The sequence below is a fragment of the Dyadobacter flavalbus genome (assembly GCF_006149045.1).
Classification (GTDB): domain Bacteria; phylum Bacteroidota; class Bacteroidia; order Cytophagales; family Spirosomataceae; genus Dyadobacter; species Dyadobacter flavalbus.
On record NZ_VBSN01000035.1, the window covers coordinates 1 to 15,255 of the forward strand.

General features: G+C 43.2%; 11 protein-coding genes. 2 read left to right on the forward strand and 9 right to left on the reverse strand.

Annotation, left to right across the window (positions count from 1 at the left end):
* From FEM33_RS11365 to FEM33_RS11380, 4 genes are all read right to left on the reverse strand, one after another.
* The coding region (locus FEM33_RS11365) for a putative Ig domain-containing protein (protein WP_201747735.1) at window positions 1-2,557 on the reverse strand (2,557 nt) is incomplete at its 3' end.
* A 144-nt stretch (window positions 2,558-2,701) separates the two neighbouring features.
* On the reverse strand, window positions 2,702-2,926 hold the full coding sequence (locus tag FEM33_RS11370; RefSeq protein WP_139012148.1) for a hypothetical protein: 225 nt from the start codon (window positions 2,924-2,926) through the stop codon (window positions 2,702-2,704).
* 1,048 nt (window positions 2,927-3,974) lie between these two features.
* Entirely contained in the window at window positions 3,975-9,590 is a 5,616-nt protein-coding gene (locus tag FEM33_RS11375) for a Kelch repeat-containing protein (protein ID WP_139012149.1), read from the reverse strand.
* Between the two features lie 234 nt (window positions 9,591-9,824).
* Complete coding sequence (locus FEM33_RS11380) at window positions 9,825-10,358, reverse strand: CopD family protein (RefSeq protein ID WP_139012150.1); 534 nt, start codon at window positions 10,356-10,358, stop codon at window positions 9,825-9,827.
* 245 nt (window positions 10,359-10,603) lie between these two features.
* Here FEM33_RS11380 and msrA point away from each other — a divergent pair, with 245 nt between their 5' ends.
* Complete coding sequence (gene msrA / locus FEM33_RS11385; protein WP_229214201.1) at window positions 10,604-11,194, forward strand: peptide-methionine (S)-S-oxide reductase MsrA; 591 nt, start codon at window positions 10,604-10,606, stop codon at window positions 11,192-11,194.
* Between the two features lie 142 nt (window positions 11,195-11,336).
* Complete coding sequence (locus tag FEM33_RS11390) at window positions 11,337-11,870, forward strand: hypothetical protein (protein ID WP_139012151.1); 534 nt, start codon at window positions 11,337-11,339, stop codon at window positions 11,868-11,870.
* 164 nt (window positions 11,871-12,034) lie between these two features.
* Here the strand turns inward: FEM33_RS11390 and FEM33_RS11395 are convergent, their stop codons facing one another.
* From FEM33_RS11395 to FEM33_RS11415, 5 genes are all read right to left on the reverse strand, one after another.
* Window positions 12,035-12,361 carry a hypothetical protein gene (locus FEM33_RS11395; RefSeq protein ID WP_139012152.1) on the reverse strand — a complete coding sequence of 109 codons (327 nt, stop codon included), beginning with the start codon at window positions 12,359-12,361 and terminating at the stop codon, window positions 12,035-12,037.
* 43 nt (window positions 12,362-12,404) lie between these two features.
* Complete coding sequence (locus tag FEM33_RS11400; protein ID WP_229214202.1) at window positions 12,405-13,139, reverse strand: hypothetical protein; 735 nt, start codon at window positions 13,137-13,139, stop codon at window positions 12,405-12,407.
* A 66-nt stretch (window positions 13,140-13,205) separates the two neighbouring features.
* Window positions 13,206-13,928 (reverse strand): RluA family pseudouridine synthase, encoded by a 723-nt coding sequence (locus tag FEM33_RS11405; RefSeq protein ID WP_139012153.1) that lies wholly within the window; start codon window positions 13,926-13,928, stop codon window positions 13,206-13,208.
* An 85-nt stretch (window positions 13,929-14,013) separates the two neighbouring features.
* Window positions 14,014-14,724: an ABC transporter ATP-binding protein gene (locus tag FEM33_RS11410; protein ID WP_139012154.1), complete on the reverse strand. Its 711-nt coding sequence runs from the start codon at window positions 14,722-14,724 to the stop codon at window positions 14,014-14,016.
* Window positions 14,725-14,779: 55 nt separating this feature from the next.
* The gene (locus tag FEM33_RS11415) at window positions 14,780-15,232 is read right to left on the reverse strand and encodes a hypothetical protein (protein ID WP_139012155.1); all 453 of its coding nucleotides are present in this window, start codon (window positions 15,230-15,232) and stop codon (window positions 14,780-14,782) included.
* Between the last annotated feature and the right edge of the window lie 23 nt (window positions 15,233-15,255).

Genomic DNA, 15,255 nt, shown 5'->3' on the forward strand with positions numbered 1-15,255 from the left:
GGGATGCCGTATAAGTTAAAGGATCTGAATCTTCATCCGTGAAAGTGCCTGCTGCCATCTTGTAGCTGAAAGCCGAGCCTGCAACAACACTCTGGTCCGAAATTGACAAGGCCAATACCGGTGCATGGTTAGTAGCGGCTGCTGCATTTACGACCAGATTGAACTCTGTGCTGGCTGAAACTTTTCCGTCATTTGCCGTCAGCTTAATGCGGTAAGTAGCTGCTGTTTCAGGTGTACCGCTGAATGACACATTAGCTGCATCAAAAGACAGCCACAAAGGAAGTGAACCGTCATTGGCCAAAGAAGCCGTGTAAGTTAAAGGATCTGAATCTTCATCGGTAAAAGTGCCAGCTGCTACATTATAGGTAAAGGCCGTTCCTGCAACTGCACTCTGGTCATTGATCGGCAACGCTGCAACCGGAGCATGATTAATAGCAGCAGCTGCATTTACGACCAGATTGAATTCGGTACTGGCTGAAACTTTTCCGTCATTAGCCGTTAGTTTAATGCGGTAAGTGGCTGCTGCATCAGGTGTGCCGCTGAATGACAGATTAGCTGCATCAAAAGACAGCCACGAAGGAAGTAAACCGTCATTGGCCAAAGAAACTGTATAAGTTAAAGGATCTGAATCTTCATCCGTAAATGTACCAGCTGCTACATTATAGGTAAAGGCCGTTCCTGTTACAGCAGTCTGATCATTGATCGGCAACGCTGCAACTGGTGCATGATTACCCGTTACAGGTTTATTTACATGTATCGTAACCTGTGCCGTAGCAGAAAGTGCCGGAGTAGCATTGTCCGTAGCCTGAACGGTCAATACATAAACCGAATCAGTAGCATAATTCAATGTACCCGCAAGTGTAATGGCTCCGCTTTCGGAATCAATTGCGAATTTAGACGACTGGTTGCCGGCAGTAATGCTGTAATGAACGGTCTGGCCGGCAGCGTCCGTTGCGGAAACCTGGCCGATGCCTGCGCCTGCAGCTGTTGCTTCATCTTTATTGAACGAGTAAGTTGCACTGGCGAAAACAGGTGCCTCGTTAGGAGGTGTTACCGGCAGGATTTCAATCGCGTTGATGATCGCATTGTCTTTTGAAGCAATGAAGTCAATGTTCAGTACGCCGTCAGAAACTTGCGTTTCAATCGTTTTAATCAGAACATTAGTTTTGCCAACTTCTGAAAATATATCCAGATTATCAAGAAGCGTATTACCTTCAAAATTAACATCAAAAATTCTTCCTCCTGCTGCTCCCTGGAAGTTTTCGACGAAATGCATATTAATCGTATATCTTCCATTTGCAATTGGAAGATAATAGGAAAATTTACTTCCGAAACGGCGCTCGTAATAAAGTTCAGGTACTGTAATAGTGCTTGGCAAACCAGTATAGCTTGCATTACTTACGTTTCCTGCTACCCGCGCATATATATCATCAGCATTGTAAACCACCGAGCCGACTGTCCGCTGAATCCCTCCGGCATTGATCCGGTAAGGAGCCGTAATCATCGGGAATTCGTAATTCTTGATTGAAAAGTTGTCGAAGCTGTAAGTAAGAGCAGAGGTGTTAGTACGATGCGTTGCATAAATACCTGCATAAATTGTCTTTCCGGCCAGCGCCATGTCGGCAATGTTAATAGCAGCCGGATTGGTACCTGACGTGTAAGCAGTTCCAACATTTGTATAAGCAACACCATCCGTAGAATAATAGCCTTCCAAAGTATTGGTAACAAAATCCGCAACCATACGCAGACGAACAGTCTTTGTACTCAAATTATCTATAACGCCTGTAACTCGCTGATCGGTGTTTGCATTTGTAGTAACGCCGGAAGTAACATCATTCAGCTCTTTGCGCATTTCTACCTTGTTTGCACTTATTGAAAGTTTCAAGAAGGTTTTATCACTAAGTCCAACCCACAAACCACCCTGTTCAGACTTTGTACCATTAAACGGGTTTATGATGGTCGTTTCAAAGACAACTCTGCCGTCTGCCAGAATTCCGGCACCCAGCGCATTAATCTGATTATTGTTTGTCTGAAATGCTATTCCACTGTTTGTCCGGATATTCAGTTTTCCATCGGCAATGGTCAGTCTGGAAGGCTTGTAGCCCTTTGGAACCGCTGTAGAAGAAATGGAGTCCGTCGATACAGGAGTTCCGGAAAGGTCGCCGACCATTGTAAAGCCAATCAGAGCACCATTCTTGTCCAGCAAACCGCCTTCATTGCCGTCAAAGTTCAAGTTGAACGGCAAGGTTACATTTACCTGTTCGCAAGGCAGGGTTGTAATGTTTGTGCAAGGGTCTGCCAATGGCAATGCCCCTGCTTTCATCCCTTTTGACTTTTGCGTAAAGTCCTGTTCAGGTTTCGTCTTTTCCGATGAGCGGGTAACAGCCGTTTTTACGGCTGCAAACTCTTTCAACGGCCAAGAAAACAAATCATTTTCACGGACGAAATTCAGTGCAAAGGATTGCATACTGACTATCAGTCCGATTAAAATGATTAATGGCCAAGCCCACACAAAATAGCGCCGGGGCCTGTGAATCAAAGAGTAATCTTTCTTCATGATTAATCGTTAGTAATAATTAATTTTAAGGATATTGAAAATTTGAAATGATAATATTTACTGATTGACAAACAGCAGGTTACATGAACCGGAACTGTTGAATAACAAATGATAGAGTTGGGTTTAAGGAAGCTTTTCAGAGATTTACAGCATGACTTTATGATTAAGATTGCGGATTGTGACAGGTATCAGACGGTATGCTGTATTTCTGTTAAAAGTGGCATAACCACGTTCAGGGAAACTTTCAAACTGGGGGGAAGATTTGTCTAATGAACCGTTGTAAAACGATCCCGAAACGGTGAGAATCCGGAGCGTTTTGGAAAGCATTAAACCAAAGAAATGATACGTAGCGTAAAGGTTCTTGATCATTATTTTTATTTTCAGGTTTTTGACGAACTGTTTTAACTTAATTTTCTGATTGTTAAGCGCATAGGTTTTACTTGCTGTATACAGATACAGCAATGCATGGCTGAAAAATAGATTTCATTTTTTTCTTACCAGACTTGTCATTTGTGCTTAGATCAATACAGAAACAATTGTTATTAACGTAAACTGATATAAGAGGGTAAATTTTCCGGAACATGCAAAATCGCTGAAACAGAGCTGAATATTAATTAATAAACAGACTGAACAGAGCGCCAGGAAGCAGACTTTTTATAAGAATACTTCCAAGTATTATTCAATTTTACATATTCTGTAACTGCAATGTGAAAAAAGAGTATTTCTGGAGTGGGTTATTGCTGTCAATTCTGGTATGCCGGCAAGGAATATTATAAAAATGGTACTGAACTGATTCCCATTATATTATATAACTTCTGGTTTACATGTTAACAAATCTCAGCAAATAGTAATCTTGCAAAAAGCATATTTTGATAAAACAGGCAAATGTGCCAATAAAGCGGAAAAAGTATATATGAAACGGAAATACGTCTTATAATACGGACAAACAGTTACACAATAAAAGGTAAAATGGCCAGAAACAAAAGTTTTGCCGTCATTTTGTTGAACTTAGAAGTATTTACAAATCAAGAAGTTAGTAGTATTTATTCTAGAACTTAAAATAATTTTTTTATATATCCAAATTAATAACCTTTGAAAATGTTCTCAGATGCTTTCTAAGCCCCCATTTGATTTATGGACTCTGGTTTTACTCAATCCTTAAAAAAGTACAATAATTATAATAATATTCTCACGTAATATTTCGCAGTTACATGTAAAACTATAACGCTATAACTTATAGCAATATACGTAATTCGTGTCGTTGATTCAGAACAGAACCGGAAATCCGGATTCCTAATCTTTATAAAATTCATTGTTGCAAATCAGCAAATTACATTCCACCATAAACCAGAAATCCGCTGAAAACCTGTTGTCAGGTTCTCAGCGGATTTATAGCTGTTGACTTAATTTCTACTGATTATCTGGTTACAATAATCTTGCTTGTAGTTAAAGTATTATCGGTCTTTTTGATTTGTATCAAATATAACCCTGCTGAAAAGTCCTTTACAGAAACACCCTGAGACAATTCATGGACGTTTTCTGAATAGAACATTTCTTTTCCTGACAAATTATGGATTGTAACTGATCTGACTGTTTTCCAGTCTGCAACATTAAAATGGATCATTTCACCTGCCGGATTCGGGAAAATCCCGGCAGCCGATTCATTTTCGGAATCTGACGAAGTTGAAAAATAATCATTTGCGTTCGATAACCGCTGATTGTCTGAAGCCTTGAGTGTCTGTTTGACCATACTGAAGTGAACAGTCAAAGCCGTACCCGCCGTGCCCTTTGCGTTTGCCAGCGTATAAGGTGTTGCCGTCAAAGTGTAGCTGCCTGTTGCCGGAACCCAGTTGTAATAATTTCCTTTTGTATCACCGAACAACGCATAAGGTGCATCTGTTTCGGTCTGGTTCTTGCTTTGAGGACCTGTCATGGCAAACTTTACACTGCCTACAACGGAAGGATTGGTTACGGCCTGAATGTTGAGGTTTTTTGAAAATGCATTCAAATTGAGAACTGCACCTTCGGTTATAGTCTGAATAACCTGATCATTATCTGCATTGATGAGCCTGAATTCCGTAACCTGCTGGCTTGCCGTGGATGACGGCTGAACATTCAGTATAACCTGATCGGCGGCACTGCTTGCGCCCAGGTTGTCTTTTACCACAAGGCTGAATACATAAGTCCCGGCCACAAGTCCGCTTAATGAAGGATTTGCAACAGATTTACTGCTGAATACGGCATTGTTCGGACCGCTGACCTGGCTCCATACATATTCCTGAATTGTACCGTCCGCATCGGTTGCCGACCCGTTTAAACTCACATTGCTGGCCGGCAAAGTAACCGTGTTGTCCGTTCCTGCATTGGCGACAGGTGCCTGATTCGGGTTATCCGTTCCTTCTCCCGTCAGTCCGATCATCAGCGGCTCAGCAGCTTCGCTGTAAGTTACATGCAGCTGAGCTACTTTTGTACCAAGCGATGCAGGTTTGAAATTTACGGCAACAACCTTGGAAGCACCCGCAGCCAAGGTTACAGTTTCTGAGAAGTCATGACTGAATTCTGCATTGTTGGCACCCATTACCGAAATGGCGCTGATCTGTTTTGAAGCTGCCGAACTGTTCGTCAATGTTATATTCTGTGAAGCGGAAACAGTGCCTGCCTGCTGACTGAAGAAATGCAAGGATGCCGGACTTGCGGTTATGTCAGATGTACTGGTGGTAACGGGTAAAATTTCAATGGCCGATATTTTTGGCTGATCAACATTAACTGAAAAATCAATATTAAGCGTGCCGTCATTTACCGTCACTTCAAAGGTTTTTACAAGAAGGTTCATTGCGCCGGCTTCTGCATAAATATCAAAATTCGGAAGTTCTGCAGGCCCGCCTTCGAGGTTGACGCCAAACAATCTTTTTCCGGCCCCGGCCGGCCCTCCGCCGGTTGCGCCCCAGTATATTTCAACAAAATGCAAATTTACCTGATAAGTGCCGTTCGCAACAGGAAATGCATAACCGAACGGTGTAGCCGAACTGCGCTCCGTTTTGTATAACGCATCCGAATTGGTACCGGCTATATCCCCGATTTTTGTATTGGTAAATATTTTTCCGCCTTTATAATACTGATCTGCTGCCCAGGTTTTGTTTTCCAGCGTCAATGCCGCGCCTCCGCTGTTGATCTTGTAAAGAGACGAAACTGTTCCGCCAGTATTTCCGCTCAGTGAAACCATAAAAGTGGAAGCTTGTCCGGTATGACTGATTGCAATGCTTCCCGACTTGCTGCCCGCAGATGCCGGTGCAAAATTTACCTGAACATTCACGCTGCCGCCAGCCGGAATGACGAAAGGCAACTGGAAAGGCAAAGTATAGGAAAAGGAATTATCGCCTGATTTGGTAACAGAAGTTACGACAATAGCCTGATTGCCCGTTGTATTCTGCAGTACAAGTGTTTTGCTGTTTATAGAAGAAGCTGCAACCTGCCCGAAATCAAGGCTTGTGCTTCCTGAAAGTGCACTTTGAGTCAGCGCTGTGCCCACGGGAGTTGTTGTTCCGCCAAAGTAAAATGCTTCCTGCGAACTCAGTAACGGACTGCCGCCCTGCTTGCCTGCGCCGGCCACTATGTAAATTCCGTTATTGCTTTCAATGGCCTGCGTGCCGTGTCTGGCCTGCTTAAGATTTGCCAGTTTTCTCCATGCATTTGTATTGATATTGAGTGCTTCTGTTTCAATATGTGCATCGGGCTGCGGGCTTTCGCCGCCAATTACAATCAGTTCGTTACCCAGTACAACGTTTCCGGCACCGGCACGCGGCGTTGGAATATTGCTGCTTTGCGCAAGCGCAGTCCACTTGGCCGCAGCAAAATCATAAACATCCACTTCGGGAACCGTCAGGCTGAACACCTGATTTGTACTGCCCGAGGAACGACGGCCGCCGGCTGCATAGATTTTGCCATTGGCAACCGCGGCATGAAAATGGTCGCGGGCATGCGGCGCATCGGGTAATGTTTTCCAGGTTCCGGAAGCAGGATCAAATTCATCAAGCCATTTTACATGGCCCGTCCAATGTCCGTCCAGGATCCCTCCTATCAGGTAAATCTTTTTGTTATAAACCACAACCCCGGCTGAACCTCTCTGACGGCTGGCCGGAATCGTACCGCCTTTTGTCCATTTGTCTGTAACCGGGTTATAGATGTAAATATCCGGAACCGGCTTTTCTCTTGGGTACGAACCCGTAAAAGCGCCAATTACATAAATTAGTCCGTCCATTGTCACCGCCTGAAAATGATGCAGCTCCATCGGAACATTGCTTTTGTTTGTCCAGGTTTTCTTTACGGGATCATAGATCTGTACGGCCTTGATTCCCCGGCCTCCCATCAGATAAAACTTGTCTCCCGCCTGTACATATGCATTTTCCTCACGGCCAATCGGCGTACCCGAACCTGAAGCAAGCGTTTGCCAGCTCCCGGCAGCAGTCACCTGATCGGCAGTAACATGAATGTAATCCCAGGTTGCCGTATAGGAAGCCGCATTGCGTGAAGTGGAAATAATTCCGACTGCCAGAGCAGGCGTGTTCTGAATAGTTGTTACAAGTGCGCCGCTTGCCTGAATTGCTGGACCTGCGTTTACAGCCGTGCCTCCGTTCATTGCATATTTAGGCTGAACAACACCGGTAACAGGATTGACTGCCAGAAACAAATCGATTGTTGTGGCCGAAAGAATGTTTGCAACCGTTATGACATTTGTCGTTGCCACGCCTGCATTTTCCGATACGATCTGGATGCCTCCATTTCCGGCGTTTGCATCAAGAGCAATTTTGATATAATTGTCCTGATCTCCGGTTCCTATATAAATGCCTTGTGACTGATTGTCTGCCGGAACATTGTTATTAAAGAAATTTGCAAGTATCCGGCCGTTTACGGTAAAAGGCCCGGTCGAGGCATTTACATTAACCCCAAACTGGAAAGCATTTTCCTGATTGTTGAGATCGCCCAATGCGTCGCCGGCAGTAGTTGCTACAACCGAGAAAGCGCCAACTGCGCCGCCGGCAATCAGGTTTTCTTCATCAAACTGGTTCTGATAATTGTTCGTTGCCTTTTGGTTACTCATCAAACCGGTAAATCCAAGGCCAAAGAATCCCGTTCCGGGATAGTTGTTGAACAGGTCGTACTGAACAGGCAATGTTGTATTCAGACCATTGTTGCTGTCTCTGGCAAAAAAATCTGCGTTGTCCAGGATTTTGTCATTATCATCATCCGGATCATTCAGATCAGAAATTTTATCTCCGTCAAAATCGGTCGGCTGACTGGATGCCTGACACGGATTGGTTTTATTGTCTATTTCGTCAGCATTGGAGTAGCCGTCATTGTCTTCGTCCAAAGTAGTGCTGTACTGGCCGCTGCATGAAACAAGGTCAGCCGGTTCAAATATGGTGATCGCATTGGCACCGTAAGTAGCAGCCCATACCGTACCCGGAAAGATTTCGTTGTCGCCCTGTGCAGTGATGTCCAGCGGCTGCGATCCGAAGTTGGAGGCAAAAGGCGCATCCTGAATAAGTCTCTTGTTTCCTTTCTTGTTCAGTACACCGTCGCCGGCTTCGTTAAATTTTATAGTGTAAATATTTCCATTGTAACAGGCCGCAAGCAAATTGCCCTTTAATGCGCCATTGAAATTGGACGCAGTGTACTCAACCAGCCCGTTTGTAGAAGTAGGAAAGGTAAGCAGCGATTTGTCTGCCTCGCCCGGACTCTGATAATCTCCTTCTATCGGATTGGCCATATTCACAGGAACCGGCGGCCAGTCGGCAGGCAAAGGGCTGCTTCCGGTTTTACTTGTACGCCAAACGCCCGTAGATCCCGACCTCGTGTACAATCCCGCGCCGGCCGGATTTGCCCGGATCGGATTCGGGTGCCCTGCGTAATAGCTGCCCGCTACGTATGTGTCCAGATTACCGATATAGTGAAAACCGTCCAGATTGTTTACCTGCGGATCATTGATGCCCGGCCCGCTGGAACCGGGTTCTCCTGAAACATAATTGTTTGTAACCGTTCCATTGCTGCCTTCTTTGTCAGGACCTCCGCCCCACCCCTGGTTCGGGCCGTTATCAACGGTGTACATTCTTCCTGCTTTGCCGGGTGTTTTGGTAATCACAAAATCATAGGCATTGCGGTAACCGGTGGAATGAATTGCTACCGGGCCGTTTGCCACAACTTTCGCCTGGTTCAATCCGTCGTTTCCGCCAAACGGATCGTTCACGTCCGAGTTGTCGGCATTGTTGCTGCGCGTCGGGTCATCAACGGTAGGAAGGTCATATTTATATTTGTTGTTTCCACTGCCTTTTACCGGCATTGCCTCAATTTTTGCCAGATCAATGGAAACTATGGCTGTTGCAAGTGCGTATTCGGTAATGTATGCGAAATTGGCAGAAGGTGCTCCTGCATTGGTGAACCCGCCGACAGTCAGATATAATATGTTTGTTTTGGTATCCAGCTGCATGCCGTTTGTAGAGTGGTTTTCCTCGGATCTTGGAAAACCACGGATCAGGTCTGTTTTGTCCCAGCCACTGGCTGTTTTTGTAAGCTTGGAAAGAATTCCTGAATTGGTATCCAGATTAAGATCCCCGGAAGGTCCGCCAATCCGGCTGTCGCTCGATGTTACATAAAGTACAGGACTGGAAGCAGTGCCCGTCACGAGCAAGGAAGTAATCTGGCGGGTCGTCACCGAAGTATTAACTTTTCCGTCATCATTGTGATTGGGAATGCCATTGATCAGTGAAATGGTTTCCGTAGCTGTTGTAGTGTAATTGTTTGCTCCGTTTCTGGTGATGGTAAAAACCTTGATAATCCCGTTTTGCTGGGCAACATACAACCGGTTGTCGGGACCGAACTGCAGGCTGGTCGGATTGCTTAATGCAATGCCTTTCAGACTGCTCGTTGTAAAATTTACATTCTGACCAAAAGTGATCGTAATACTAAAAACCAAGGAGAGAAAAACAGCGTAAAAGAGCCTTTGAGTATGAAGGTAACAGGTAAAAAAATGATTCATACGATTGTGTATTATTTGATACTTCGGATAAATTAATATACTATCAGACACATAAATATAGAGTTGTAAATATTACAAACCCAAGATTTGCATGAAATTCTGACGAATAATAATCTATCAACAAATAGTTGTTAATGAGCCATTTAGCCTCACAAAAACTATCTCTTCAATAATACATAATACTTGTGCATTTTCTGTAGAAATACTTGTAACCGCAGTTTAACTATTTGAAATTCACTTTTTCCTGGCTGCTTTTACCATCCTGACCGCAGTCATGATCATGATTGCAAAAGCTACAAGGCCGAGCACGCCGTAAAGCCAGTCGACAGTGTTCTTCAACACTACGAGAAAGACAATGGAGAAAAGAAAAATGGTGGCAACTTCATTGAATAACCTCAGCTGAAAAGAAGAAAAACGGAATTTTTCCTGCTGCAATTCGAGCAGTATTTTACGTGTAAAAAAGTGATACACCAATAAGCCCAGAACAAACGCAAGTTTCAGCTGCATCCAGCCCTGATCCAGCCACGCCGGGTTCAGATAAATCATAATGGCGCCAAACAGCAAAGTGAGCCAGCAGGCGGGTGTCATGATGGCATTCCAGAGCAGTTTTTCCATTTTGGCAAACTGGGCAAACAGCACACTTCGTTCAGCATCAGGCCTTTCCGATGCTTCTGTATGATATACAAAAAGACGGGGCATATAAAAAAGTCCTGCAAACCAGCTGACAACGAAAATAATGTGAAGAGCCTTGAAATGAAGATAAGTCATGATTGTGAGATAAGTACCTTTCGGCGCGCATAAGCTGCCTGAAAACGATCTTTTTGCGGTCAAATTTCGTAAATATTCAATGAATACCTCAGATAAAACTTTCTTTAAAAACTATTCGTTAACTATTCAGGAAAATAAAGCAACCAACAAGTATGAAAAAGACCATCCCGATTTTCATGTTTATATTTTTGTGCTGCATGGTTGTCATATCATGTGCGCAGTCCGATAAAAAACAAAAAACCAAAATGAACAAAGAAACGGCTTCGGCGCTGGACGAAGATCATGTGGATACTTCCAATACGGAAATTGCAACCTTTGGAACAGGATGTTTCTGGTGTACGGAAGCAGTTCTGGAATCGCTCGACGGGGTTAAGAAAGTGGTTTCAGGCTACGCCGGCGGCCATGTTCCGAATCCGGATTACAAAACAGTGTGTACAGGCACCACAGGCCATGCAGAATGTGTGGAAGTAACGTACGATCCGAAAGTGATTTCTTATGCCGACTTGCTGCAGGCATTTTTCCGCAGCCACGACCCTACTTCGCTCAACCGCCAGGGTAATGACGTCGGAACGCAATATCGTTCTGTGATTTTTTATCATAACGAAGAGCAGAAAAATCTGGCTGAAAAGGCAAAAGCCGAACTGGATAAGTCAGGCGCCTATTCCAAACCGATTGTTACCGAAATATCCAAAGCTCCAACGTTTTATCTGGCAGAGGATTATCACCAGAACTACTTTGCAAACAACCCCGATCAGGGATATTGTGCATTTGTAATTGCCCCGAAGCTGGACAAGTTCAAAAAGGTATTTAAAGACAAATTGCGCAGTAATATATGATTTGAATACTTTAAAAGCTGTTTTAAACCACTTATCCCAGCTTTTAACCCGTACAATAACTACTAATGGCACAAGTTTTGAAGCGTTGAAATAAAGGCTTTAATTTGTGCCATAATTTATTAACAATAACTAATCTATTACTATGAAAAAGATTTTCTTAATGTTTTTTGTTGCAGCGTTTATGAGTTTAGCTTCTGAAAAAGCTTTCGCACAGTATGAAAAAGGAGATAAATTACTGAACGTTGGAATTGGTCTAGGTACTTACGGCCTTTTTGGAAGTGGAATTCCAATTAACGCCTCGGGTGAGTACGGATTTTCAGATAAGATCAGCGGTGGAATTTATCTTGCATTTGTTAGTACTAACTATTTAGGAGGTGACTGGAAATATTCTTATGTCTATGCCGGGCCAAGAGCCTCTTATCACTTTAATGAACTATTTAACATAAGCAATGACAAATTTGACATTTACGGAGGTGCTGGCTTGTATGTTCGTAATTATAGTGCTAAATGGAAAGGTGCAGGAAGCTATTTAGATAATTACAAAACATCATACACAGATATAATTCCTGCTCTACATGCAGGTGCTCGTTATTACTTCAAACCAACATTTGGTGGATGGGCCGAAGTTGGATATGGAGCTTCTCCTTTACAACTTGGAGTTACATTCAAATTCTAAAAAAACCAGAATGACATAAAAAAAGCGGTGCAAATTAATGCATCGCTTTTTTTATACCTGCCCTTTATATTGTTACAATCAGCGGTATTAAACCTGAAAAATTTTAATAAAGATAATTACCACTTCCCATTTCACCGCTCACTTTTTACCTTTCACAATTACCATTAACGATGCACTTTTTCCGGTGTAGAAGCGGGATGCCGCTCAGGATTTTCAGGCGCATTATCAAAAGTTCCTGTTTCTGTATTTCCATATTTGATAGAAGCAATTTCTGTTCTTCTGACGGAATAAACAGGGCCTTCGGGATCAGAAACTTTCCTGTATTTTACGACATTTTCATCTACTTCCTGTATCAGCACTTCCAGCTTCGTATTGTCTTTCAGAACAATAATATCCGGCTTTCTGCTGGTTTGAATAAATGAAAAATTAACCAGTGCAATCAAAAAAACCAATGATAATATCCCGGTTTTAAAAGTGAAATTATCTTTCATAAGCTGAGTTTTGTAGTGATTTCAAAATTTAAGCAAAGCTGCATTAAAAGAAAAAGCTTAACGTTAAAAAACCGGATTTATTCAGTATATCAAAGCCTGGAACTAATCTTAAACTTTCCAGAGGCTGATTCCTTCTTTCCAGTTCCGTTTTCACTTTTTCTGCCTTCTTTTTGTGAAGTTTATAATTTTTAAAGCAGACCAATCCGAATACACCGCCAAAAACGGGGCCTGCAACTGCAAGTGAATTTCCGAACTTTTTATTATCCGGACTATTGCCGGAATTGGCAATGATAATTCCTGAAACGAGTGAAGCAGCAGCGAAAGATGTAAATACAATAGTACCGGTTTTTCCGTCAATCGACTTGTTTTTATAATATTCGTATTTATTCCTCAACTGATCGGAATTGGCCATAACGACACTTCTGTCAAACGGATTTTCAGGCAAGTTGGTCATATCTGCATATTGTCCGGCAGTATCCGGAGGCATACGAACTGCTGCTGTTGAATCTTTTACATGAATTGTTTTACCACTTTTCAATAAAATACGCGCAACCTGATCCATATAAATGAATGCTTTGGCACTGTCCGGAGCAGCAAGATCGCGGTAATTGACTTTCTCATAACTTACCTGCAGGATAAGCGCCTGAATCCGCGAGCTGTCACGTCTGACAATGACATCATTTTTACGAATTGACTGCGCACAAACAAAATTTGTCAAAGAAAGGAATGCCAATCCAAATGAAATAAGAACGGCTTTTTTAAGTGTGTGTGATTGCATAATTTATAATTAAAATAAAAGATTTACTTTGCCAAACTGGTCAGCAACAGGAACAACGATGCAGGATTACACACCGAACTTGTTCAACTGTTTTACCAGCACATCAAAATCCTTTGGATAAGGAGCTTCTACGCGGACAGGCTCGCCGTTCATCAGCGCAAAACTTAGTGAATGTGCGTGAAGCGCAACACGCTGAATCAAAGGCTGTTCTTCAGTTTCTTTTTTAAGATTGAATTTACGTTTAAGACTTGAAAGAAAAATAGGTTCGCCACCATATTGCGGATCACAAACAATCGGCGCTTTCAGGCAGGAAAGATGGATACGGATCTGGTGCATTCTTCCGGTTATCGGTATGCATTCGATTAACGTATAGCCACGGTATACTTTCAGCGTGTTGAAAATGGTTTCGGCAATCTTTCCTTCTGCCCGGTCGATTTTTACAGCAGTACCGTTTTTTAACGGCAAAATCGGAAGATATACTGAAATACTGTCCAGGTTGTGAATGCCGTTTGAAACCGCATGATAACGCTTGGTTACTTCGCGATGTTCAAACTGCATGGCAAGATGCCGGTAGGCAGCCGGGTTTTTGGCAAATGCCAGTACGCCGGAAGTTTCTTTGTCCAGCCTGTGTGCAGCCTGCAGTTCAGGGTTATACTCTTTTGCAAGCCGCAGAACGCTGCCGCCGCGGTCTGCCGTTCTTTCATCCAGCGTAGCCAGATGCGGCGGTTTATTGACCAGTAAAAAATCCTCGTCCTCAAATAATATCAGGTCTCTAAAATCGATTTTCATAATTGTTTTTAATAAAAATATCCGGATTAATTACACGCAAACTGTAATTGATCCGGATTTGCTTTCGTGCAAAGATAACGATTTACTACATCAGAATACTCACTTTGGTCGGATTCGGGTTAATGGTGTCCGACTCCACAAGGCCGTCGCGCAGACGTACAATGCGGTGCGCATAGTGCGCAATATCCTCTTCGTGCGTAACCATAACGATTGTATTTCCTTTGCTGTATAACTGATCGAAAAGATCCATGATTTCGTAGGAAGTTTTGGTATCCAGATTGCCCGTTGGCTCATCCGCAAGCAGAATGCTCGGATCATTTACCAGTGCGCGCGCAATGGCGACACGCTGCCGCTGCCCGCCGGAAAGTTCATTGGGCTTGTGCCCGGCCCGGTTTTCCAGACCTACATTTTTCAATGAAAGCATTGCCTTTTCCGTTCGGTCGGACTTGCTCAGACCCGCATAGATGAGCGGTAAGGCTACATTATCAAGTGACGACATTCTGGGCAGAAGATTGAATGTCTGAAATACAAACCCGATTTCCTTGTTTCTGATTTCAGCAAGTTCGCTTTCCGTCATGTCGCTTACGTCCTTGTTGTTCAGTATGTATTTACCGGTTGTAGGCGTATCCAGACAGCCGATAATATTCATCAGCGTGGATTTCCCTGAGCCGGAAGGTCCCATAAATGCAACGTATTCGCCTTTATTGACAGAAATAGTAACCGATTTCAGCGCCTGAATAACTTCGCTGCCCATTACGTAACGTTTTGCAATTTCCGAGGTTTCTATAATTTTCATGCAGTGCTGTTTTTCAGGCTTTAAGATTTATTTTCTGATTTCTGTCAATAGCTTTTCAGGATGCAGCCGAAAGTTTCCGGAAATAAGTATGTACAAACAATGCAGAAAGGATCACTGCTGCGGAAACATCTTCATTTTCAATGTCGCCTTCATTTTTCCAGAAACTCGTCAGTCTGAAACCGGCCGTTGCATCCACGTTTTGTACGGACCACTTTCTTCTTGTCCAAGATTCAAACTTCCAATCATAATCCTGTTCGTTGTACGAAATCCGCGCTGAACCTTTCCAGAAATTGTATTTTATTTGTCCGAGCGGCTTCTCACCTTCTATGTCGAGAATTTCTGTTGTGCGCTTTCCTACGCCTTTGGTCCTGAATTTTACGAGATGGCCGTTCAGTTCACCATAACCGTCATTGTTCCAGCTGCTGCTTTTTAAAATCCCTACAATCAGTTTACCGCGAAAAATACGGCATTCATTTCCGCTAAAATTGGATTTCCAGGTCAAGGACATATTGGATGAAGTGTAAAGCTAAA